This is a genomic window from Pseudarthrobacter siccitolerans, from assembly GCF_030823375.1.
GTDB lineage: Bacteria > Actinomycetota > Actinomycetes > Actinomycetales > Micrococcaceae > Arthrobacter > Arthrobacter siccitolerans_A.
This window is the reverse complement of the sequence record NZ_JAUSXB010000001.1, coordinates 4,059,840-4,080,387: the sequence shown is the minus strand read 5'-3', so window position 1 is coordinate 4,080,387 and position 20,548 is coordinate 4,059,840. Positions and strand designations below refer to the sequence as shown.

General features: G+C 65.4%; 20 protein-coding genes. 5 read left to right on the top strand and 15 right to left on the bottom strand.

Features of this window, described 5'->3' with window-relative positions; translation table 11 throughout:
- Positions 1-22: 22 nt before the first annotated feature.
- From QFZ36_RS19040 to QFZ36_RS18975, 14 genes are all read right to left on the bottom strand, one after another.
- Positions 23-1,159 (bottom strand): adenosine deaminase, encoded by a 1,137-nt coding sequence (locus tag QFZ36_RS19040; protein WP_306638644.1) that lies wholly within the window; start codon positions 1,157-1,159, stop codon positions 23-25.
- Between the two features lie 27 nt (positions 1,160-1,186).
- Positions 1,187-1,927, bottom strand: a complete 741-nt coding sequence (locus QFZ36_RS19035) for a DedA family protein (RefSeq protein WP_306638642.1) — start codon at positions 1,925-1,927, stop codon at positions 1,187-1,189.
- A 126-nt stretch (positions 1,928-2,053) separates the two neighbouring features.
- Positions 2,054-2,683 (bottom strand): DedA family protein, encoded by a 630-nt coding sequence (locus tag QFZ36_RS19030; RefSeq protein WP_306638640.1) that lies wholly within the window; start codon positions 2,681-2,683, stop codon positions 2,054-2,056.
- 6 nt (positions 2,684-2,689) lie between these two features.
- Positions 2,690-4,000, bottom strand: a complete 1,311-nt coding sequence (locus QFZ36_RS19025) for a thymidine phosphorylase (RefSeq protein WP_306639279.1) — start codon at positions 3,998-4,000, stop codon at positions 2,690-2,692.
- 17 nt (positions 4,001-4,017) lie between these two features.
- Positions 4,018-4,443: a cytidine deaminase gene (locus QFZ36_RS19020; RefSeq protein ID WP_306638639.1), complete on the bottom strand. Its 426-nt coding sequence runs from the start codon at positions 4,441-4,443 to the stop codon at positions 4,018-4,020.
- Entirely contained in the window at positions 4,430-5,755 is a 1,326-nt protein-coding gene (locus tag QFZ36_RS19015; RefSeq protein ID WP_306638638.1) for an ABC transporter permease, read from the bottom strand. The genes QFZ36_RS19020 and QFZ36_RS19015 overlap by 14 nt, the downstream gene beginning before the upstream one ends.
- Positions 5,752-7,125, bottom strand: a complete 1,374-nt coding sequence (locus QFZ36_RS19010) for an ABC transporter permease (protein WP_306638636.1) — start codon at positions 7,123-7,125, stop codon at positions 5,752-5,754. The genes QFZ36_RS19015 and QFZ36_RS19010 overlap by 4 nt, the downstream gene beginning before the upstream one ends.
- Entirely contained in the window at positions 7,118-8,722 is a 1,605-nt protein-coding gene (locus QFZ36_RS19005; RefSeq protein WP_306638634.1) for an ABC transporter ATP-binding protein, read from the bottom strand. The genes QFZ36_RS19010 and QFZ36_RS19005 overlap by 8 nt, the downstream gene beginning before the upstream one ends.
- A 181-nt stretch (positions 8,723-8,903) precedes the next feature.
- Entirely contained in the window at positions 8,904-10,013 is a 1,110-nt protein-coding gene (locus QFZ36_RS19000; protein ID WP_444964483.1) for a BMP family lipoprotein, read from the bottom strand.
- Between the two features lie 264 nt (positions 10,014-10,277).
- Positions 10,278-11,297, bottom strand: coding sequence for an NADP-dependent oxidoreductase (locus tag QFZ36_RS18995; RefSeq protein ID WP_306638633.1), 1,020 nt, complete (start codon positions 11,295-11,297; stop codon positions 10,278-10,280).
- Positions 11,294-11,722: an organic hydroperoxide resistance protein gene (locus tag QFZ36_RS18990; protein WP_306638632.1), complete on the bottom strand. Its 429-nt coding sequence runs from the start codon at positions 11,720-11,722 to the stop codon at positions 11,294-11,296. Before QFZ36_RS18990 ends, QFZ36_RS18995 begins: the two co-directional genes overlap by 4 nt.
- Positions 11,723-11,806: 84 nt before the next feature.
- Entirely contained in the window at positions 11,807-12,241 is a 435-nt protein-coding gene (locus QFZ36_RS18985) for a MarR family winged helix-turn-helix transcriptional regulator (protein WP_306638631.1), read from the bottom strand.
- A gap of 101 nt (positions 12,242-12,342) precedes the next feature.
- Positions 12,343-13,542: an amidohydrolase gene (locus QFZ36_RS18980; RefSeq protein WP_306638630.1), complete on the bottom strand. Its 1,200-nt coding sequence runs from the start codon at positions 13,540-13,542 to the stop codon at positions 12,343-12,345.
- A gap of 73 nt (positions 13,543-13,615) precedes the next feature.
- Entirely contained in the window at positions 13,616-14,749 is a 1,134-nt protein-coding gene (locus QFZ36_RS18975; RefSeq protein ID WP_306638629.1) for a mannose-1-phosphate guanylyltransferase, read from the bottom strand.
- Between the two features lie 264 nt (positions 14,750-15,013).
- On the opposite strand from QFZ36_RS18975, the gene sdhC reads away from it, so the two are divergent.
- The 5 genes from sdhC to QFZ36_RS18950 all read left to right on the top strand — a co-directional run bounded on the left by sdhC (position 15,014) and on the right by QFZ36_RS18950 (position 19,474).
- The gene (gene sdhC / locus QFZ36_RS18970; RefSeq protein WP_015936418.1) at positions 15,014-15,394 is read left to right on the top strand and encodes a succinate dehydrogenase, cytochrome b556 subunit; all 381 of its coding nucleotides are present in this window, start codon (positions 15,014-15,016) and stop codon (positions 15,392-15,394) included.
- A 3-nt stretch (positions 15,395-15,397) separates the two neighbouring features.
- Positions 15,398-15,859 carry a succinate dehydrogenase hydrophobic membrane anchor subunit gene (locus QFZ36_RS18965; protein WP_306638628.1) on the top strand — a complete coding sequence of 154 codons (462 nt, stop codon included), beginning with the start codon at positions 15,398-15,400 and terminating at the stop codon, positions 15,857-15,859.
- Between the two features lie 108 nt (positions 15,860-15,967).
- The gene (gene sdhA / locus QFZ36_RS18960; protein ID WP_306638627.1) at positions 15,968-17,767 is read left to right on the top strand and encodes a succinate dehydrogenase flavoprotein subunit; all 1,800 of its coding nucleotides are present in this window, start codon (positions 15,968-15,970) and stop codon (positions 17,765-17,767) included.
- A 1-nt stretch (position 17,768) separates the two neighbouring features.
- Positions 17,769-18,551, top strand: a complete 783-nt coding sequence (locus QFZ36_RS18955; protein ID WP_306638626.1) for a succinate dehydrogenase iron-sulfur subunit — start codon at positions 17,769-17,771, stop codon at positions 18,549-18,551.
- A 152-nt stretch (positions 18,552-18,703) separates the two neighbouring features.
- Positions 18,704-19,474, top strand: coding sequence for an alpha/beta hydrolase family protein (locus QFZ36_RS18950; RefSeq protein WP_306638624.1), 771 nt, complete (start codon positions 18,704-18,706; stop codon positions 19,472-19,474).
- 27 nt (positions 19,475-19,501) lie between these two features.
- Here QFZ36_RS18950 and QFZ36_RS18945 read toward each other — a convergent pair whose 3' ends face one another.
- Positions 19,502-20,548 (bottom strand): YihY/virulence factor BrkB family protein, encoded by a 1,047-nt coding sequence (locus QFZ36_RS18945; RefSeq protein ID WP_306638622.1) that lies wholly within the window; start codon positions 20,546-20,548, stop codon positions 19,502-19,504.

Here is a 20,548-nt window from a genome sequence, read left to right as displayed (position 1 = left end):
GGAGCTGCCGGCGTCCTGGTCGTTAGCCAAGGTTCGCGTAGGCGTCGTTGATGTACTCGACGAGCGCTTCCTTCTCCTCCAGCGGCAGGAAGGATGCCTCGGCGGCGTTCAGGGTCAGCTCCAGGAGGTCGTCGAGGTCGTAGTCGAAGGTTTCCACCAGCAGTTCGAACTCGTCGGTCAGCGTGACGCCGCTCATCAGCCGGTTGTCGGTGTTGATGGTGACGTTGAAGCCCAGCTGGTACAGCATATCCAGCGGGTGGCTTTCGATGCCCTCGCCGAAGCCGGCGATGGCACCGGTCTGGAGGTTCGAGGACGGGCAGACCTCCAGGGCGATGCCGCGGTCCCGGACCCAGCTGGAGAGATCGCCCAGGGTCACCAGGCCGATCGTGTCCTCGGTGTCCTCGTCGTCGTCGAACTCCACCATGATGTCCTCGGCGATCCGGACGCCGTGTCCCAGCCGCAGGGCGCGGCCGTCCACCAGGGCGGACTGGATGCTGTCCAGCCCGGCTGCCTCACCGGCGTGGACGGTGGCCGGGAAGTTGTGCTCGGCCAGGTAGGTGAAGGCGTCCCGGAAGCGGGAGGGCAGGAAACCGTCTTCGGCGCCGGCGATGTCGAAGCCCACAGCGCCCTTGTTCCGGTGGCGGACGGCCAGTTCGGCAATCTCCTGGCCGCGGTCGGCGTGGCGCATCGCGGTGATGAGCTGGCCCACCTGGATTTCGCGTCCGGTCTCCCCCACTGCCTCGACGCCGGCCTCAAGGCCTTCCTGGACGGCTTCCACTGCATCGTCCAGGGTGAGGCCCTTCTGGAGGTGCTGCTCCGGCGCCCACCGCACTTCGCCGTACACCACGCCATCATCAGCAAGGTCTTCAACAAATTCCTTGGCAACCCGGAACAGGCCTTCGGCGGTCTGCATCACGGCAACGGTGTGGTCAAAGGTCTCCAGGTAGCGAACCAGGGAGCCGGAATCGGCGGACTCGCGGAACCACTGGCCCAGCGCAACCGGATCGGTTGACGGAAGGGTGTGGCCAACGGCCCCGGCCAGCTCGATGATGGTTGCCGGGCGGAGTCCTCCGTCCAGATGGTCGTGAAGGGACACCTTCGGCAGGCTCTTCAGGTCAAAATCGATGGCAGGGGCAGCGTCAACAATAGGCTCAGTCACGTACCAACCTTAGGGTGGGCAGGGGTTCTATGCCAGCCGCTCCTTGGTGGCGGCCTCGCCGTCACCAACCACCGGGGCGAGCATTTCCATGCTGCCGGAATCCGGCTTCGTTGCTCCGGACGGGCCGTCGTCGAGCCACCCGTCCACTTCTTGGGCGTCGTTGCGGGCGAGGCGCTTGTGCCACCACCGGAGCAGGTGGTCAATGAGGATCCCCAGGACGATGGCGAACACCACTGCGATGCCGGCGCTGAGCAGCGGATTGTTGTGGAGCCACGGGAAGGAGCTCGCCAGCACGCCGATTCCGATGGAGTATCCGACCCAGGTGAGGCAGGCGAAGCCGTCCAGCACGAAGAAGCGGCGGTGGGAGAACCCGGTGCTTCCGGCGACGTAGTTCACGGCCACCCGGCCCCAGGGAATGTAGCGCGCAGTGAAAATCAGGACGGCGCCCCGCTTGTCCAGTTCATAGCGCGCCCAGCCGAACGCCTTCTGGACCTTGGGCCGGCGCATCCATTTCCACCGGTTCAGGCCAATCCTGCGTCCGAGCATAAAGGCCATGTTGTCTCCGGCCATGGCTCCCACCAGGGCTGTGAGTCCGAGGATCCACAGGTTCGGTTCTCCGCTGTGCCGGGCGAAAGCAGCAAGGGCCACGATGAGGGTCTCGCTGGGGACCACCATGGCGAAGCCGTCCACGAAGAAAAACAACAGCAGGACCGGGTAGATCCACCACTGGCCCGCTGCATGGAGCACGGCCTCATTAATAAACTCCACGCGGGTCTTGCTCCTATGCAAAATGGCACGGGCCTAAGCGGCACAGCCAAAGCGGAAATCGTTCCTAAGTGTCCCATGGCCATGGCGTAATTCGCTACGCCCCGGCCTGCCCGAACAACGGTTCAACTACGCTTCTGGTTCCTTTATCCGCTCCACCGTCCGGGGCCGGCGCCGGACCCGGTTGATCACAAGGTCCACCACGATCCCAAGAGCCACGGCACAAACGATCGCGATGGCGGCGCCCAGGAGGTGGTTGTCTTCAAACCACTGGCCGAAAAACAGCCCGATACCCACGGAATAGCCGGCCCAGAGGGATGCCGAAAGGACGGTCAGGCCCACGAAGCGCAGGTGGGGATAGTGCGTGACACCGGCCGTGAGGTTGACGGCCACCCTGCCGATCGGCACAAACCGGGCCACGAGGATGAGCGAGGCCGGGCGCTTGCGCAGTTCCCGGCCCGCCCAATGGAAGGCCCTCTGCATGCGGGGTCCCCGCATCCACGCCCAGCGGCGGGTGCCCACCCTGCGCCCGATCACGTAGGCGATATTGTCCCCGGAAAAGGCCCCGAGCGCTGCCACGAGCATCAGGAGCCAGGGGTTGGGAACATCGGCGGTGGCGGCCACGGCAGCGAGGCCCACCACCACGGATTCGCTGGGAATGGGTGGAAAGAAACCGTCAATGACGCAACAGGCCAGGACCAGGAACAGCACCCATGGCTGCCCGGCTGCGGCGAGGATGAAGTCATTGATGGCCTGCATGGGGGCCTATGCGATGCGGTCGATGATCAGGCGCTGCGCCGGCCGGGATCCCTCGGGCGCAATAACCACAGCGTGTTCCAGCGCTTCCCTGGCCCTGGCAAAGCGTTCCGGGGTATCGGTCAGCAGGGTCATCAGGGGCTCGCCCGCCCGGACCAGGGCACCGGGCTTGGCATGCATGCGCACGCCGGCGCCTGCCTGCACAACATCCTCTTTGCGGGCGCGGCCGGCGCCAAGCCGCCAGGCAGCCACTCCCACGGCCAGGGCATCCAGTTCCACCAGTACACCGTCGGCCGGCGCATAGACCACCTCGGATTCCCGGGCCACCGGCAGCTTGGCCCGGGGGTCGCCGCCCTGGGCCTCAATCATGCGGTTCCAGACGTCCATGGCGCGGCCGTCCTTGAGCGCGGCCGCGGGGTCGGGGTCCTGGACTCCTGCGGCGGCGAGCATTTCCCCGGCGAGCCGGACCGTCAGCTCCACCACATCATCAGGGCCGCCGCCGGCCAGCACCTCCACGGACTCCTCCACCTCGATGGCGTTGCCCGCGGTGAGCCCGAGCGGTGTATTCATGTTCGTCAGGAGGGCCACGGTGTTGACCCCGGCATCCTTGCCCAGGGCCACCATTGTCTCCGCGAGTTCGCGGGCCGAGGCCTCGTCCTTCATAAACGCGCCGCTGCCCACCTTGACGTCCAGGACCAGCGAGCCGGTCCCTTCAGCGATTTTTTTGCTCATGATCGAGGAGGCGATGAGTGGAATCGCCTCCACTGTGCCCGTGACGTCGCGGAGCGCGTACAGCTTTTTGTCGGCGGGAGCCAGCCCCGCCCCGGCCGCGCAGATGACGGCGCCCACGTCCTGGAGCTGGGCCAGGATTTCATCATTGCTGAGGGAAGCGCGCCAGCCGGGGATCGCCTCCAGCTTGTCCAGCGTGCCGCCGGTGTGGCCCAGTCCCCTGCCGGAGAGCTGCGGAACCGCAACGCCGAAAACGGCCACCAGGGGCGCAAGCGGCAGCGTGATCTTGTCCCCCACACCTCCGGTGGAGTGCTTGTCCGAGGTGTACTTCAAGCCCCCGTCCGGACGGCGCAGGCTGGAGAAGTCCATCCGCTCGCCCGAAGCGATCATCGCGGCCGTCCAGCGTGCGATTTCGATGCGGTCCATACCGTTGAGCAGGATGGCCATGTTCAGGGCGGCCATCTGTTCATCCGCGATGACGCCACGGGTGTAGGCATCAATGGTCCAGTCAATCTGTTCCGGGCTGAGGGTGCCTTTATCCCGCTTGATGCGGATGATATCGACGGCGTCGAACGCTTCGGCTTTGTTGATCGCTGCGCGGTTGCCTGTCACCGGGTTTCCTCCAGGTGTTCGGGACCGAAGGCGTCGGGCAGCACCTGGTCCATGGTCTTAATGCCCTGGGTGGTCATGAGTTCCATGCCGGGCGCGCGGAATTCATAGAGCAGCTGGCGGCAGCGCCCGCAGGGCATCAGGACATTGCCGTTGCCGTCCACACAGTAGAACGCCTTGAGCAGTCCGCCGCCGGTCATGTGCAGGTTGCCCACCAGTGCACACTCGGCACACAGGGTCAGTCCATAACTGGCATTTTCAACGTTGCAGCCGCTGACAATCCGGCCGTCCTCGGTCAGTGCCGCCGCCCCCACCGGGAACTTCGAGTAGGGAACGTAGGCGTTCCGCATGGCGGCTACGGCGGCAGCCTCCAGGGCGGACCAGTCCGGGTCTTCTCCCCCCACCGCTGCGTCAGCCCTTGACATAGGGAATGCCGCTGGCCGCCGGGCCCCGGGACCTGCCTACCAGCCCGGCCACCGCCAGGACTGTCACCAGGTAGGGCAGCATGGCCATGAACTGGCTGGGTACCGGGGTTCCGATGATGGTCACGATGCTCTGCAGGTTGTCAGCGAACCCGAACAGCAGCGCGGCGAAGAACGCACCGATCGGGTTCCACCGGCCGAAGATCAGGGCCGCCAGCGCAATGAAGCCGCGCCCACCCGAAATTTCCTTGGTGAAGCTGTCAATCGCCACCAGGGTGAAGAAGGACCCGCCGATGCCGGCCACTGCCCCGCCCAGGGTGACGTTCCAGAACCGTGTGGCGTTGACGTTGATGCCCAGGGTGTCCGCTGCCTGGGGATGCTCGCCCACGGCCCGCACCCGGAGGCCCCAGCGGGTCTTGAACAGCCCAACCCAGACCACCAGGACCGCGATGTACATCAGGTATCCCACCAGGGATTGGCGGAACAGGATGGGCCCTACGATCGGGATGCTGGACAGGACGGGAATCTCGATGATGTCCAGCCCGGGAGGCGAATTGAACTGGGCCTTGTTGGCCTGCATCACCGTGCTGAAGAGGAAGCCGGTGACGCCCGAGACCAGGACGTTCAGCACCACGCCCACGATGATCTGGTTGACGAGGTATTTGATGCTGAACAGCGCCAGCACCATGGACACCACGGCTCCGGCCAGGGCGGCAGCCACCAGGCCGATAAAGGGGTTCTGCGTCATGGTGGCCACGATGGCTGCGGTGAAGGCTCCGCCCAGGAGCTGGCCCTCGATGGCGATGTTCACCACGCCCACCCGCTCGCAGAGGACGCCGGAGAGCGAGCCGAACACCAGCGGGACCGCGAGCGTGACGGAGCCGGCGATCAGGCCGGCCAGGGAGATGTTCGGGGTACGGGCACCGCCCACCACCCAGATGAGGAACGCGGCCACGAACAGGACAATGAACGTCACGGTCAGCCAGCCTGGAGCGGGCCTGCCCTTGGTCTTGAGGTAGACGGCATGGCCGGCGAGCCCCAGCAGGAGGACGGACAGGACGATGCCGCCGGCAAATGCGTTCATCTGCAGGGCCGGAAGCTGGAAGAAGTCCTCACCGGTCGAAACCCCGAAGCTGGCGGTCTGATTGGGTGCCATCAGGCCGAAGAAGACCAGGGCGATCAGTCCGAAGGCGGTGAGCAGAATCGGGGTCCGCCAGGTCACCGGCTTGAGGGAAACGGCGGCCGGACCGGATTCAGGGGTGGCGTTGCCCGGCTGCGGCTGTCCGGGGCGGGGCGAGGAAACTGTTGTGCTCATGCTGCACCTCCGGTGGTTGCTGCCTTGCGGGGCTTGGCAGTGCGGGCCTGCTTCCTGCGCCGGGGGTTCAGGCCGAAGACGGCCCGGACCAGGGGTGGTGCCGCGATAAAGAGCACGATCAGGGACTGGACCACCAGGACGATGTCGATGGGGGTTCCCGTCCGGATCTGCATCTGGACCGCGCCGGCGCGGAAGGCGCCGAACAGGAGGGCCGCTGCGAAGGTGCCCCACGGCGTCGAACGTCCCAAGAGGGCGACGGTGATGGCGTCGAACCCGTAGGTGGCCGCGACGCCGTCGGTCAGGACTTTCTCGGTGCCCGCCACTTGGGCCACGCCGGACATCCCAGCCAGCCCGCCGGCGATGGCCATGACCAGGATAGTGGAGCGGGAGACGTTGATGCCGGCGGTTTGTGCAGCCTTGGGGTTGGCGCCGACGGCCCGGAACTCGAAGCCCACGGTGGAGCGGTTCAGCAGCCACCAGACCAGGACGGTGGCGGCGATGGCCAGGAGGAACCCGAGGTGCAGGCGGTACTGGGTGCCGAAAATCTGGGGGTACACGGCACTGGGGTCCAGGATGGGCGAGATGGGGTTGGTCTCCCCCGGCCGCTGGAAGGCCGGCGTGTTCAGCACGTACCGCAGGAAGTACAGCGCAATGTAGTTGAACATGATGGTCAGGATGACCTCGTGGGCGCCGGTCCGTGCCTTCAGGACGCCGACGAGTCCGCCCCAAAGGGCGCCGCCGATGATGCCGGCCAGCAGGACAAGCAGCAGGTGCAGGCCCAGGGGCAGGTGGAGGGCGAACCCTACCCAGGCGGCCAGGATGCCGGCCACGATGATCTGCCCTTGGGCGCCGATGTTGAAGAGTCCCGCGCGGAAGGCCAGCGCGACGCCGAGGCCGGCCGTGATGAGCGGCGTAGCGATGGTGAGCGTCTCCATGAACGGTGCGAACTGGGCGGCAACGCTGTTGCCCCGCGGGTTGAAGACCGAGCCTTGGAACAGGGCCACGTAGGAGCGGGTGGCCGCGTTCCACACTGCTGAGAGGAAATCAGTCGGGCGGGCGAAGAGGTAGGTGGAGGTGGTGGCCACCTGCTTGTCGGTGCTGGCAATCAGGAGCCCGCCGATAATGAGCGCCAGCAGTACGGCGAGGACCGAGACCATGCCGCTGCCGGTGAAGATCCTGCGGAGCACGGTGTCCGGCCCGCCCGGGAGTTGCCCGCTCTGTGCAGTGGCCGGGACGGCTGAGGGCTCCATGGCACCGCCGGCCGTATCAACGGAGACGACGGCGGCCGTCCGGTCTTCCACGGGTGATGCTGACTGGGCTTCGGGGCCGGGTTCGCCGGCCGCGTGCTTGGGGAGATGCTTGTCAGACATGGTCGCCTCCTTCGGCGTCGGAAGTGGAGGCCGTGGCAGCAGCGGCGGAGGCCTGGCCAGTGCTCTGCTGGGTGGCTGGCTGCGCGCGAGCATGTTCCTCTGGCGGGATTCCCGCCATCATGAGGCCCAGGACGTCCCGGCCCGTTCCCGCGGGGACTATGCCCACCAGCTTGCCTTTGTAGAGCACTGCGATCCGGTCAGCCAGTTCCATCACCTCGTCCAGCTCAGTGGAGATGATCATCACCGGCGTGCCCTGGTCGCGTTCGGCTACGATCCGGCGGTGCAGGAACTCGATGGATCCCACGTCCACGCCGCGGGTGGGCTGCGATGCGATGAACAGGCGCAGCGGGCGGGAGAGCTCGCGGGCCATCACCACTTTCTGCTGGTTGCCGCCGGAGAGTGTGCCGGCGGTGGCAACGGCCGACGGCGTGCGAACGTCAAATTCTCCGATGCGCGCCTTGGCGTTCTCCAGCACTTTCGCCGGGCTCATGCTGATGCCCTTCGCGAACGGTGGCTTGTCATAGAGGTCCAGGACCAGGTTCTCAGCCACCGAGAACGTGCCCACCAGCCCGTCCACCTTGCGGTCTTCCGGAACGAATCCGACGCCAGCCTTCAGGACTTCCTTGACCGACCGGCCCAGCAGCTCCTTGCCGTCCAGTTTGACGGAGCCCGAGACGCGGTCCTGGAGGCCGAGGATCGCCTCGGTCAGTTCGGTCTGGCCGTTGCCCTGCACCCCGGCCACTGCCAGGATTTCACCGCGGGCGATGTCGAAGCTCAGGCCGTCCACCACATGGTGGCCGGTGGGCGCGATGACGGTCAGGTCGCGGACCTCGAAGGTTTTTTCCTTCGGCTGGGCGGGCGCCTTGTCCAGGGTCAGGCTGACGGCCCGGCCCACCATCATGGCGGCAAGTTCGGCGGTGGGGACGGCGGGATCTGCCGTGCCCACCACTTTTCCGCGCCGGATCACCGTGATGGTATCCGAGACTTCCTTCACTTCCCTCAGCTTGTGGGAGATGAAGACGATGGAGGTGCCGCCGGACTTGAGCTGGCGCATGATGTCCAGCAGTTCGTCCGTTTCCTGCGGCGTCAGCACAGCAGTGGGTTCGTCCAGGATCAGGACCTTCGCGTTCCGGACCAGCGCCTTGATGATTTCCACGCGCTGCTGGACGCCCACCGGCAGGTCCTCCACCAGGGCGTCGGGATCCACATGGAATCCATACTGGTCCGAGATCTCCTTGATCCGGCGGCGTGTCTCATCCAGGTTGAGGAAGCCGGCGGCCTTGGTGGGTTCGGCCCCGAGGGCCACGTTCTCGGCGACCGTAAAGACGGGGACCAGCATAAAGTGCTGGTGCACCATGCCGATCCCGGCCGCCATGGCGTCGCCGGGGCCGCGGAAGGAAACGGCCTTGCCGTCCACGAGGATTTCACCCCCGGACGGCTCATAAAGGCCGTACAGCACATTCATGAGGGTGGATTTTCCGGCACCGTTCTCGCCCAGCAGGCAGTGGATCTGCCCGGGTTCAACCACCACGTCGATGTGATCGTTGGCGAGCAGGGTCCCGAAGCGTTTAGTGATCCCTCTGAGTTCAAGTTTCAAAAACTCTGACCAATCTCGAAGCGTCCAGTGATCGACCGGACGGGATATGTGGCTGCAGCACCAGCCTAGTGGTTGCAGTCCGGTGATGAGCGGGCGGTGGCCCAAAAGTGGCAGGCAGCAGCAAGAAGCGCCACCGCCCCGCCGGTGATGGACCGGCCGGGGGTGGCGCTTCAGGCAGGAATCAGGTCTTCGGGCTTGACTTGGACTCGACTTTCAGCTTGCGGTCCACAATGTCCTTCTTGATCTGTTCGAGCTCGGACTTGAGGTCGGCGGGGACCTGGGAATCGAGGTCGTGGAAGGGGGCCAGTTGCACGCCGCCGTTGGCCAGGGTGCCGACGTACGGGGTGTTGCTGAACTTGCCTTCGGTGTCCTCTTTGACGATCGTTTCCGTGGCTTCACGCATCTGCTTCATGACCGAGGAGAGCATGATGTCCCTGTAGTCAGAGGCTGTGAGGTAGCCGTCGGAATCAACCCAGATCAGCTTGACGTCCTTGCCGGCGGCCTTGGCATCCTTCAGCGCCGCCCCGGCGCCCTTGCTGGTCGACCCGGCGACGGGCAGCACCACATCGGCGCCCTGGTCCAGGAAGTTCTGGGTGACCTGCTTGCCGACGTCCTGCTTTTCGAAGTCACCGGTGAACGTCCCGTCCTGGGCGTCCTTGTTCCAGCCAAGGAGTTGGACGTCCTTGCCCTTCTGCTTGTTGTAGTACTTCACGCCGTCGGCGAAGCCATCCATGAAGATGGTGACCGTGGGGATGTTCTTGCCACCGAAGGTGGCGACTTTCCCGGTTTTGGTGGTGCCTGCCGCGAGGTAGCCGGCGACGAAGGCTGCCTGGGCGGTGTCGTAGATGATCGGCTTGACGTTCGCGACCGGGGTGTCGTATGCGAAGTCGATGATGGCGAAATGTTTGTCGGGGTTGGCTTCTGCCTGCTGCTTGGTGGCGTCGCCGAGAAGGAAGCCCACCGTGAGGGTGAGGTCGCAGCCGGCGGTGACCATGGCGCGCAGGTTCGGTTCGAAGTCGTTGTTGGTCTTGGACTCCACCTGGTTGACTTTGATCCCCAGGTCCTTCTCAGTCTTCTTCAGCCCTTCGTAGGAGGACTGGTTGAAGGACTGGTCATCGAATCCGCCGGAGTCGGAGACGATGCAGCCGGTGTAGTTGCTGGCCCCGGCTGACGAGGTGCTTCCGGCTTCAGGGGCTGCGCCGCAGGCGGTCAACAGAAGGGCGGAGGCACTGACGGTAGCCAGGCCGGCCATTGAACCGCGCTTGATGTGTGCACGCAGTGATTTCTTCAATTTTCCTCCAGGATGAAGAGAGTGGCGCTACGGCTGGAATTCAATGAGTGTCCGTTTCTGCATTGAAATTCTGTTTTCACTGACAGCCCGCAGCACTGCGCCGGAGCGCACTGATGGCACCTACTTTAGTGGCCTGCGACACGTCTCCCTAGCACACCCGGACCCCATTCGGGAGATTGTTTACAAGTTGTTACCAACCGGTAGGGGCCGCAGTGAAGTACGGCCCCTACCCGGTCCACCTGCAGGGCGAAACGCCAGGAAACGTCAGAGGCGGACCAGCATCTTGCCGGTGTTGGCGCCGTCGAGCAGGTCCATAAAGGCCCGCGGGGCATTCTCGAGCCCGTCCACGATGGTCTCGTCGTAGCGGACCGTGCCGTCAGCCAGCCAGGCGGCCATCTTTTCGGCGAACTCCGCGGCGTGCTGCCGCTGCCCGCCCACCAGGAAGCCCTTGAGGGTGAGCTGCTTGCCGATGGCGAGCATCAGGTTGTGGGGTGCAGGGGTCGGTTCGGTGGAGTTGTACTGCGCAATGGCGCCGCACATCGCCACCCGTCCCCCGACGTTAAGGGTGGCCAGGGCTGCTTCCAGGTGCTCACCGCCCACATTGTCAAAGTAGACGTCGGTTCCGCCGGGGCCGGCCGCCTTTTGCAGCTGAGCCAGAACGGGCCCGTCGTGATAGTCGAAGGCGGCATCAAAGCCGAGTTCAAGCAACCGGGCCACCTTGGCGGGTGTGCCGGCGGAACCGATCACCCGGGATGCACCCATGGCCTTGGCGATCTGGCCAACCAGTGAGCCTACGGCGCCTGCGGCCCCGGAGACGAACACAGCGTCGCCGGGCGCAAACTCCGCAACCTTGAGCAGGCCGGCGTACGCCGTTAGCCCGGTCATGCCGAGGGCCCCGAGGAAAGCGGATGCGGGCGCGAGGTCGGTGCGCGCAGGCGTGGCTGCCGCAGCGTCCAGCACTGCGTATTCCCGCCAGCCCTGGGCGTGCACCACCACGTCACCTTCCTGATGCCGCCCGGAACGCGACGCGAGCACTTCCCCCACAGCGCCGCCGTCGAGCGCTTTGTCCAGCGCAAAAGGCGCGGAATAGGACTTAACGTCATTCATGCGCCCGCGCATATAGGGATCCACGGACATAAAGAGGTTGCGGACCAGGATCTGGCCATCCTGGAGTTCCGGCAGCCGGGACTCGGCCAGCCGGAAGTTCTCCGGGACGGGACGGCCCTTCGGGCGGGACGCCAACTGGATCTCGCGGGTGGTGATGGGAAGGGGCGTCTGGCTCATGCGGCGTACTCCAGGATCTTGATGTCCACGGTGATGTTGCCGCGGGTGGCGTTGGAATAGGGGCAGATTTCGTGGGCCCTGGCCACCAGCGCCTCCGCGGTGGCCAGGTCCAGTGCCGGCAGGGCGATCTCGAGTTCCGCGGCCAGCCCGAAAGCGGCGCTGTCCAGCTGGCCGAGATGGACCTTGGCGGCGACTGCCGAATCGGTCAGGTCGGCACGTTCTTTGCGGCCCACCAGGCGGAGCGCGGAGTGGAAGCAGGCGGCATAGCCCGCAGCGAAGAGCTGTTCGGGATTGGTGCCCTGACCGCTCCCGCCGAGCTCCACGGGGCTGGACAGTGTCACGTCGAGTTTGCCGTCGTTGGTCCGTGCGGTGCCGTCGCGGCCTTCGCCCGAGGCAAGCGCGTGGGCAGTGTAAAGGGGTTTCACGGTGTTTCCGTCCTGTTGTCGGTTGAAATCTGTGGTGTCAGAGCGCGGTGGTGTCAGAGTGCGGTGGTGTCCGAGCGCTGCGGTTCAGACCGCGCTGTGCAGGGCAGCGGTCAGGCGGCCCAGGGTGTCGCGCAGCTGGTCAAGTTCTTTGGCTGTAAGCCCCGCGGCGTCCGCGAGGCGCTGCGGAATGGCGCCGGCTTTCCCGCTCAACTCCCGCCCGGCAGGTGTCAGGTGGATGGCAACGCGGCGTTCGTCCTCTCCGGACCGGCGGCGCTCCACCAGCCCCAGGGATTCAACTCGCTTCAGCAGGGGCGACAGGGTGCCCGAATCAAGGCCGAGCTCTTCGCCCAATTCCTTCACGCCGCGCGGCTCGCTTTCCCACAGCACCAGCATCACCAGGTACTGGGGATAAGTGAGGCCCAGCTCCTCAAGGACAGGCCGGTAGACCGCAGTGGCGGCACGCGAGGCCGAGTAGAGGGCAAAGCACACCTGGCGGTTCAGCCGTGGAGCATCAGTCATGCCACAACCATAGCCTGCAACTAAGTTGTGCACAACTTAAGTGTGAGTCTGAACGAGCCGAGAGGCGCATGGGAGTACGACGGCGGGGCGCGGCGCCGTTACTAAAGGTCGCGGATGGTGCGCAGCGCCGCAGCGGTGAGCACCCGGATGCCAAGGCCCAAGGCCCGTTCGTCGAGAATGTAGTCGCCCCGGTGGAGATCGTATTCCTCACCGCCGGGAGTTTTGGTGCCAAGCCTCATCATGGCGCCCGGCAGTTCTGCGAGGAACCAGGCGAAGTCCTCCCCGCCCATGGACTGCGGGGTCAGCACCACGGCGCTTTCGCCGATTTCCGCCCGGGCGGATGCCTCGATGAGGGCCGTCTCGTGTTCAGAGTTCACCACCGGCGGCACTCCCCGGGTGTGCTCCAGGCGCACGTCCACGCCGTACGGGGCTGCCACCTGGTGCACCACTTCATCCAGCAGTTCGCCTGCCGCGTGCCACGCCTCGCGGTCCAGGCAGCGCATGGTTCCGGCCATGTAGCCGCTTCCGGGAATCGCGTTCGGAGCCGAGCCGGCCGAGATCTGGCCCCACACCACCGAAACCCCGCTCCGCACATCCACCCGGCGGGACAGGACGGCAGGTACATTGACGGCAATCTGGGCCAGGGCGAACACCAGGTCCTCGGTCAGGTGCGGGCGCGAGGTGTGGCCGCCGCGCCCGGAAAGCTCGATCCGGATGGTGTCCGAGGCCGACGTGATGGCGCCGATGCGGGTTCCGATCTTGCCCACTTCGATGCGCGGATCACAGTGCAGCGCAAGGATCCGGGGAACCCCGTCCAGGACGCCCTGCTCGATGCAGGAGTGGGCGCCACCGGGCATGGTTTCCTCGGCGGGCTGGAAGATGATGCGGACGGTGGCACCCAGCGGCACCTCCTGGTGCATCCGGTGCAGCACCAGGGCGATGCCCAGCATGGTGGTGGTGTGGACGTCGTGGCCACAGGCGTGCGTCACGCCGTGGTTCTTTGAGGCGAAGGGCAGGCCCGTCTCCTCGATGATGGGCAGCGCATCGATATCCCCGCGCAGGGCCGTGGCGATGGGGCCCTCCCCCACGTCCACCGTGAGCCCCGTGCCGTCCAGCCGCCGCGGGCTCAGGCCTGCGGCTTCAAGCCGCTCGGCCAGCTTGTCGGTGGTGCGGAATTCCTTGAAGGACAGTTCCGGGTGCGCATGCAGGTCCCGGCGGAAATCGATCAGTTCCGGCAGGAGCGGCTCTAGCCAGGGTGCCACCAGCGCGGTGGGCTCGGCTTCCGTAGTGTAATTGCGCACTGTTTCACTCTAGCGAGGGTCACCGGATTACGGGCCATCGCGGTCCCCGCGTTACATGCGGGGCCGCGCCGGCCTAGAGAACGTCCGTGTCCCCGCTGGCTTTCAGGGCGTCGACGGCGGCCTTGACACGCTGCGAATTGGCCATGGTGGTCACCAGCAGGGCATCCGGGGTGTCCACAATGACAACGTCCTGGATCCCGATGAGGGCGATCACGCGTTTGGTGTCCGTCACCACCACGCCGCTGGAGTTCTCGGTGAACACGCGCGCGCCCTCGCCGAGCACGGTGACGTCATCCACTTCCTTGGCACTGTTGAGCCGGCCCACGGAAGCGAAGTCACCGACGTCGTCCCAGCGGAAGGAGCCGGGCACGACGGCGACGTCCCCGGCTTCGGCGGCAGGTTCGGCCACCGCATAGTCGATGGCGATCTTGGGCAGGGTGGGCCAGACACGTGAGGTGACCTCGTCCCGGGCGGGGGTGTCCCAGGCACGCGCGATTTCCTGCAGCCCCTCGAACAGCTCCGGCTGGTTGGCCTCAAGGTGCTTAAGCAGGAGGCCAACGGGGGCGACGAACATGCCGGCGTTCCACACGTAGTTGCCGCTTTCAACGTACTGCTGGGCAACTTCCTCGTTCGGCTTTTCGACGAACTCCACCACGTCCTGGGCGCTGGGGGCGCCGTCGATGTGCAGGTCCTGGCCGGAACGGATGTACCCGAACCCGGTGGACGGGTGCGTGGGCTTGATGCCGATAGTGACAATCTTGCCGGCGGCAGCCGTGTGGATTGCTTCGCGGACTGCCTCCTGGAAGAGATTGTCCGGGCTGATCACCTGGTCCGCGGCGAAGGAACCCATGATGGTGTCCGGATCGCGCTCATGCAGGATGGCAGCGGCGAGGCCGATGGCCGCGCCGGAATCCTTCGGCTCGGACTCAAGGACCAGGTCCGCGTCGTGGAGTTCCGGAAGCTGCCGGCACACGGCGTCGCGGTGTGCCTTCCCGGTGACCACCAGCATCCGGGTGCCGGCCAGCGGGTGCAGACGGTCATAGGTGGCGCGCAGCAATGTACTGCCCGAGCCGGTGAGGTCGTGAAGGAACTTGGGAGCTGCGGCTCGCGACAGGGGCCAAAGGCGGGTCCCCACGCCGCCCGCCGGGATCACTGCAATGAAGCGGTCAAGGGGTGAAACCGGGCTTGTCACTTTGTCTGTACTCATCAAGGCCTACTTTAGCCGACCGCCTGCTGTGGCCCCTTCCGGACCCCGGCCGGACCCTACCGGACTTCATGAGGACGCGTGATTGTGGCGTTTGTCTCATTAATCAGCGAAATCCTTGCAGTTGCTGGGCACCAAGGAGTTCCTAAATTGAATAAGCTGTTAGCGGAGCCTAGATTTAGGCCTGAGCTACGAGTGCTCTCGCAGCAGGCGTTCCCCCCGCGTGGATCTCATGCCAGCGCCGCTGTGTTGCAGGGAGGTTTATCAGTGCCGACAAAACCAGCTGGCACCTTGTACCGCGGCCGTGAAGGCATGTGGTCCTGGGTAGGACACCGTATTACCGGTGTAGTGATCTTTTTCTTCTTGTTGGTCCACGTTTTGGACACCTCCTTGGTGCGTGTGTCGCCAGAGGCCTACACCGCGGTGATCGGTGCTTACAAGAACCCCCTCATGGCCCTGGGCGAGACCGGCCTTGTTGCGGCCATCGTGTTCCACGCCTTTAACGGCCTGCGCATTATTGCGGTGGACTTCTGGAAGAAGGGCGCCAAGTACCAGCGCCAGATGCTCTGGGCCGTCCTGGGCCTCTGGGTGGTCACCATGGTCGCTTTCTCCATCCGCCACCTGTCCCTCGCGCTCGGAGGTCACTAAGCCATGTCTGCAACCATTGAGAGCCCGCGCAGCGGGCGCATCGCGCCCCAGTACCGCCGCACCGGCGGAAGCCGGGGCAACTTTGAAATGATCGCTTGGCTGTTCATGCGGCTGTCCGGCGTGGTGCTGGTGGTCCTGATCTTCGGCCACCTCTTTGTGAACCTCATGGTGGGCGAGGGCATCCACGCGATCGATTTCGGTTTCGTGGCCGGCAAGTGGGCCGACCCGTTCTGGCAGGTCTGGGACCTCACGATGCTGTGGCTGGCCATGCTGCACGGCACCAACGGCGTGCGCACCATCATCAATGACTACGCCGAGAAGGACTCCACCCGCCGCTGGCTGAAGACGGTCCTCTACTCAGCCACCGTGGTCATCATTGTCCTGGGCACCTTGGTGATCTTCACCTTCAACCCTTGCCCCGTCGTCAACGGCGTGCCCCTGCCTGGCGGATTCTGCCCTGCCTAGCACCGGCAACACCCCGGGCCCGCGGGTATAACCGCGGGCCTTGTTTTGCGGAGCAGGCAACGCCCGCCCGTTGTTTTATTGCGAATTTTGAGAGAAAGAGCGTCTGGTATGCAGGTCCATAAGTACGACGTCGTCATCGTCGGTGCCGGTGGCGCTGGCATGCGCGCGGCGATCGAATCCGGTCAACGCGCCCGCACAGCAGTACTGACCAAGCTCTACCCCACCCGCTCGCACACCGGTGCGGCGCAGGGTGGCATGTGTGCAGCCCTTGCCAATGTCGAGGAAGACAACTGGGAGTGGCACACGTTCGACACCGTCAAGGGCGGTGACTACCTGGTTGACCAGGACGCCGCGGAGGTCATGGCGAAGGAAGCCATCGACGCCGTGCTCGACCTGGAAAAGATGGGCCTGCCCTTCAACCGCACGCCCGAAGGCCGGATTGACCAGCGCCGCTTCGGCGGCCACACCCGCGACCACGGCAAGGCCCCCGTCCGCCGCGCCTGCTACGCCGCCGACCGCACCGGCCACATGATCCTGCAGACGCTGTACCAAAACTGCGTCAAGCACAACGTTGAGTTCTACAACGAGTACTACGTCCTGGACCTGCTGACGGTCGAAGAGGACGCAGTACGCGAAGACGGCACACCGTACAGGCAGAAGCGGGTTGCCGGCGTGGTCTCCTATGACCTCGCTTCGGGTGAGCTGCACGTCTTCCAGGCCAAGTCCGTGGTGTTCGCCTCCGGCGGCGCCGGCAAGGTCTTCAAGACCACCTCCAACGCCCACACCCTCACCGGTGACGGCATGGGCATCGCCTTCCGCCGCGGCATCCCCCTGGAGGACATGGAGTTCTTCCAGTTCCACCCGACCGGCCTGGCCGGCCTGGGCATCCTGCTTTCCGAAGCCGCCCGCGGTGAAGGCGCCATCCTCCGCAACTCGGAGGGTGAGCGCTTCATGGAACGCTACGCCCCCACCATCAAGGACCTGGCGCCCCGTGACATCGTGGCACGTTCCATGGCCAACGAGGTCCGTGAAGGCCGCGGCTGCGGCCCGAACAAGGACTACGTCCTCCTGGACCTCACGCACCTGGAGCCGGCGCACATCGACGCCAAGCTGCCGGACATCACCGAATTCGCCCGCACCTACCTGGGTGTTGAGCCGTACACGGAGCCGGTTCCGGTGTTCCCGACGGCGCACTACGCCATGGGCGGCATCCCCACCAACATCACCACCGAGGTCCTGCAGGACAACGACACCGTTATTCCGGGTCTTTACGCAGCCGGTGAAGTGGCCTGTGTGTCCGTCCACGGATCCAACCGCCTGGGCACCAACTCGCTGCTGGACATCAACGTGTTCGGCAAGCGCGCCGGCATTGCGGCCGCCGAGTATTCCAAGACGGCCCAGTTCGTGGAGCTGCCGGAGAACCCTCTGGCCTACACCACCGAACTGCTGGACATTGCCCGCAACGGCACCGGCGACGAAAAGGTGGCCCAGATCCGCAAGGAACTGCAGGACACCATGGACGCCAACATGCAGGTGTTCCGCACCGCGGATACCCTGAACCAGGTCCTGCGCGACATCGCCTCCTTCGAGGAGCGGTACACGCGGATCAACGTCCAGGACAAGGGGAAGCGCTTCAACCTTGACCTGCTCGAGGCCGTTGAACTCGGCTTCCTGCTGGAGCTGGCCAAGGTGATGACCGTGGCAGCCCTGCACCGTGAGGAATCCCGCGGCGGACACTTCCGCGAGGACTTCCCGGACCGCGACGACGACAAATTCATGAAGCACTCCATGGCGTACAAGGATGACCACGCGCCGGCGGACGGATCGGCAGAAGCAATCGCCGGTATCCGCCTGGCCACGAAGCCGGTTGTCTTTACCCGCTACGAGCCGATGGTGAGGAAGTACTAAGATGACCGCTGAAACCGCTGAGCCAGCCTCAAAGATTGAACTGCCTGCCGGCGTCGGCGGTGGCGGCGAAATCCCCACGTTCGATGTGCACATGCGCGTGCGCCGGTACAACCCGGAGGTTTCCGGCGAGGCTACCTGGGATGACTACCACCTCACCATGTACGGCACGGACCGTGTCCTGGATGCCCTGCACAAGGTCAAGTGGGAAATCGACGGCAGCCTCTCCTTCCGCCGCTCCTGCGCCCACGGCGTCTGCGGCTCCGACGCCATGCGCATCAATGGCCGCAACCGCCTCGCCTGCAAGACCCTCCTGAAGGACCTGGACACCTCCAAGCCCATCACGGTGGAACCCATCAAGGGCCTGCCGGTGGAGAAGGACCTCATCGTGGACATGGAACCGTTCTTCCAGTCCTACCGCGAAGTGATGCCCTTCCTCATCAACAAGGGCCACGAGCCCACCAAGGAACGTCTTCAGTCCGCCGAGGACCGTGAGCGCTTCGATGACACCACCAAGTGCATCCTGTGCGCTGCCTGCACGTCCTCCTGCCCCGTGTTCTGGACCGACGGCCAGTACTTCGGGCCGGCGGCGATCGTCAACGCGCACCGTTTCATCTTCGATTCACGTGATGACGCCGGCGACATGCGCCTGGAGATCCTCAACGACAAGGAAGGTGTGTGGCGCTGCCGCACCACCTTCAACTGCTCCGAAGCATGCCCCCGCGGCATTCAGGTGACGCAGGCGATCCAAGAGGTCAAGCAGGCCATTCTCTCCCGCAAGATCTGACAAAGGATCAAGCGAACGACGGCGCCGTCCCCACTTCAGGGGATCGGCGCCGTCGTTGTTTCTCCCCACCCGCCCCCTGACCTCGCAAGCTCGGCCAGGGAACCCGGCGGGCGTGGGCCCACAGCCATGCGTACCAAACGAAAGGGGACGTTGTGTCCCGCTCTGAAAAAGTCTCCTTTACCGGTTCCACCGGCGAGATGCTCTCGGGGATCATCGACATTCCGGAAGGCCCGGTCAAGGGCTGGGGTGTCTTCTCCCACGGGTTCACGCTGGGCAAGGACGCGCCCTCCGCGTCGAGGATGTGCAAGGCGCTGGCGGACAGCGGTGTGGGTATGCTCCGGTTCGACAACCTGGGCCTGGGCGGCTCCGCTGGCGAGTGGTCGGCGGGTTCCTTCAGCCACAAGGTGGCGGACACGGTGAAGGCCGCCGAGTTCATGCGCGGCGAAGGGAAACAGATTTCGCTGCTGGTGGGCCATTCCTTCGGCGGTGCGGCCGTCCTGGCGGCCGCGCGGGAGATCCCCGAGCTCGACGCCGTCGCCACCGTTGGCGCGCCTTTCTCACCCAAGCACGTGGCACATGTCTTCGACGCCGCGCTGGACAAGATCCTGAGCGAAGGCAGCGCGGAGGTGGACCTGGGCGGGAAGCGGGTGGAGATCCGCAAGCATTTTGTGGAGGACCTGGAAAACGCCGACCTGACTGACTGCATCAAGCAGCTGCACAAGCCGCTGATGGTCCTCCACTCCCCCACGGACAACACCGTGGGAATCGAAAATGCCAGCACCATTTTCCAGACCGCCCGGCATCCGCGGAACTTCGTCTCCCTCGAAGGCAGCGATCACCTCCTGACCGGCAAGGGCCAGGCGGCACGGGCCGCCCGGATCATCGCCGCCTGGGCCGACCAGTACCTCGACGCAGCCCAGTAGCCTGTCAGCCGGCACGGGCTGCCCGGATCAGCGCTGCTTTGGCCGGGCAGTACCTCGACGCCGGGCAGCAACAGCGCCCTGCTCCGCGTGGACAGGTACCTTGCCCGGCTGGACCTGCCTCGCTCCCCAGGTGCCCTTCTCGTGCCCTGTGGGCTGTTCCGCCAGGTCCGCCTCCCGGACAGCGGCCCAGCCCGCTGAGACGAGGTAGACCTGGCTGACCAGGTTGAACCAGATCAGCAGGCCGATGATGATGGCGAACGGCGCCAGGATGGGATTGCGGCTGGCGCCGGCCAGCAGCTCGGTGCTGAAGACCTGCAGGATGGTGGTGCCGAATGCAGCCAGGATGGTGCCCTCGAGGAGGGCCCGCCGGGAGAGCTTGAGTCCGGCGGCGAGCCGGAACATAATGAGCGCCGTGACCCAGCTCAGTACCAGGGGGACGGCAATCTTAATGGACGTGGTCAGCGGACCCGCCACGGCGTCGTCGAGGCGCAGGAAGTCCGTGACCCAGCCGGCGGCGGTGCCAAAAACCAGTGAAGCTCCGGCGCTGATCACCAGGGCGATGCCCAACAGGAGCAGGGTGCCGGCGTCGCGCAGCTTCATCAGGACCGGGTTGACCACCAGTGGCGGCAGCTGCATCACGCCGCGGACGCCGTCGCGCAGGCCGGCGATCCAGCCCAGCGACGTGATGACCGTGACCACGGCGCCAATGAGGGCCGTCAGGCCCAGCCCCTCCGGATTGAGCAGGTCCTGCGGGTCCACCAGGCCTTCGCCGCCGTTTACCTTCAGGAGCCCCGGGGCGCTTTGGGCCACGCTGGCGATGATAGTGTCCAGCAGCGCCGGCTGACCGCGCAGCACCAGGCCCGCGATGGAAAAGCCGGTGGCCAGCAGGCCCGTAATGGAGAAGAACATGTTGAAGCCGATGCCTGCGCTCATGAGCGGGCCGTGCTGGAGCGTGTAGTGCCGGAAGGCACGCATGGGACGGAACACGTTAAGGCGTGCCAGCAGCCACTGGAAGGTGCCCATCACCGTGGCGAAGAAGCTCCCGCCCGAGCGGCGGGTCTTCCCCAGCTCCAT

Excerpts from the sequence above, each read along its gene's own strand:
- QFZ36_RS19030 (WP_306638640.1), bottom strand. The coding sequence starts at position 2,683 with ATGCAGGCCATCAATGACTTCATCCTCGCCGCAGCCGGGCAGCCATGG.
- QFZ36_RS19020 (WP_306638639.1), bottom strand. The coding sequence starts at position 4,443 with ATGTCAAGGGCTGACGCAGCGGTGGGGGGAGAAGACCCGGACTGGTCC.
- QFZ36_RS19015 (WP_306638638.1), bottom strand. The coding sequence starts at position 5,755 with ATGAGCACAACAGTTTCCTCGCCCCGCCCCGGACAGCCGCAGCCGGGC.
- QFZ36_RS19010 (WP_306638636.1), bottom strand. The coding sequence starts at position 7,125 with ATGTCTGACAAGCATCTCCCCAAGCACGCGGCCGGCGAACCCGGCCCC.
- QFZ36_RS18995 (WP_306638633.1), bottom strand. The coding sequence starts at position 11,297 with ATGAGCCAGACGCCCCTTCCCATCACCACCCGCGAGATCCAGTTGGCG.
- QFZ36_RS18985 (WP_306638631.1), bottom strand. The coding sequence starts at position 12,241 with ATGACTGATGCTCCACGGCTGAACCGCCAGGTGTGCTTTGCCCTCTAC.
- QFZ36_RS18975 (WP_306638629.1), bottom strand. The coding sequence starts at position 14,749 with ATGAGTACAGACAAAGTGACAAGCCCGGTTTCACCCCTTGACCGCTTC.
- QFZ36_RS18965 (WP_306638628.1), top strand. The coding sequence starts at position 15,398 with ATGTCTGCAACCATTGAGAGCCCGCGCAGCGGGCGCATCGCGCCCCAG.
- sdhA (WP_306638627.1), top strand. The coding sequence starts at position 15,968 with ATGCAGGTCCATAAGTACGACGTCGTCATCGTCGGTGCCGGTGGCGCT.
- QFZ36_RS18955 (WP_306638626.1), top strand. The coding sequence starts at position 17,769 with ATGACCGCTGAAACCGCTGAGCCAGCCTCAAAGATTGAACTGCCTGCC.
- QFZ36_RS18945 (WP_306638622.1), bottom strand. The coding sequence starts at position 20,548 with ATGGAGCTGGGGAAGACCCGCCGCTCGGGCGGGAGCTTCTTCGCCACG.